This window comes from Erwinia sp., from assembly GCF_031978025.1.
Lineage (GTDB): Bacteria > Pseudomonadota > Gammaproteobacteria > Enterobacterales > Enterobacteriaceae > Erwinia.
The window spans coordinates 1-1,360 of the sequence record NZ_DALZCD010000324.1; the positions used below are offsets into that span (position 1 = coordinate 1).

The window sequence follows — 1,360 nt, forward strand, 5'->3', positions numbered from 1 at the left end:
TTAATCTGCGCCTGCGTGACGTTCTGCGGCTGGCTGCGGGCGATATTCAGCATCACCCACGCATGCAGGAACTTGCCGTCGTAGTGCTTCGGCTGATAGAGCATCTGATAAGCCTTCAGCGCTTCGTAGCTGTAGTCCGCATCGCTGCCGTTGTCCGCTCGCAGCCAGGCGGTGATCAGCTGGGCCACCTGCGGCATGACCAGCTGCTTCAGGGATTTCTGGTAAAGCGCCTGGGTGGCGTCACTGACCTCTTCACCGCGATACAGGCCCATTCGGCGCGTGATCGGCGGGTTGTTAAGGTCAAAGTCTTTGCTGTCCGGCAGGTGCAAAACGCCATTCAGATAAGGCAATAGCGCCCAAAGATCGGCGGTCTGCAGGTTCTGGCCCAGCGCGTTAATTGTTGGCACCTTCGCCTGCACTTCCGCCAGCCAGGCTTTGTTATTGCGGTAGCTGGTGCTCCACAACAGCGTGGCGATAATCAGCGCGCCCAACAGCAGCACATAGCCGGACCAGAGCACTGCCCGGTTGCGCAGCTCCCACCAGCGGTTGCTGCCCGCCAGGCCCGCTTCCTGAAAGATCACATTTTGCAGCAGATCCTTTAAGAAGAAGCTCTGGCCTTTGTTGCCAGGAATAGGCGCAGCCTTGTCCACTTTGTCCCAGGCACCGCTGTTGCCGTCGTCAGATTCCGGCAGCTGCAGCGTACGGCTCAGCTCGCCCATAACACGGTCGAACGGCAGGCCTTCCTGCGTGCCGCTGGCAAAGTAGATGCCGCGCGGCGAAAACTGCGTTTCGAAATTGGAGCGGCTGAATACCGTCTCCAGATAATCATTGAGTAACGGCCTTAGCGCCGCAAACTCCTGCGGGAACAGATAGCTTTCCGCACGGGTTTGCGCATCGCTTTCCTGAATCAGCGTATCCGGCAGCCCGGCATCCAGCCGCTGTTGCAGCAGTGCATATTCCTGGGTGAAGGCGCTCAGCAGATCGAAATCGGCCTGTTTCGCTTGCTCCCAGGGGAAAGTGAAGCCCCAGACCTGATCGCGCTGCGCTTTATCAAACTTGCTGAAATAAGCGCGGAAGCCTTTCAGCAGGTCGGTTTTGGTCACCAGCACATACACCGGGAAACGAATACCCAGCTGTTCGTGCAGCTCCATCAGACGCTGGCGCAGCGACAGCGCCTGCTGACGGGAAGCCTCTGCTGACTGGGTCAGCAGGTCGGACACGCTGACGGTGACGATCACGCCGTTAACGGGCTGACGACCGCGATATTTGCGCAGCAGATCGATAAATTTATTCCATTCGCTGGCGTCCTGTTGCTGCTCGCTCTCTTGCGTGGTGTAACGGCCCGCCGTATCCAGCAGCA

General features: G+C 58.7%; 1 protein-coding gene. It reads right to left on the bottom strand.

Translation table 11 applies throughout. The annotated features are described in order from the left end of the window. A partial coding sequence (tssM, locus tag RTK32_RS19365; RefSeq protein ID WP_312046848.1) for a type VI secretion system membrane subunit TssM occupies positions 1-1,360 on the bottom strand: 1,360 nt, incomplete at both ends.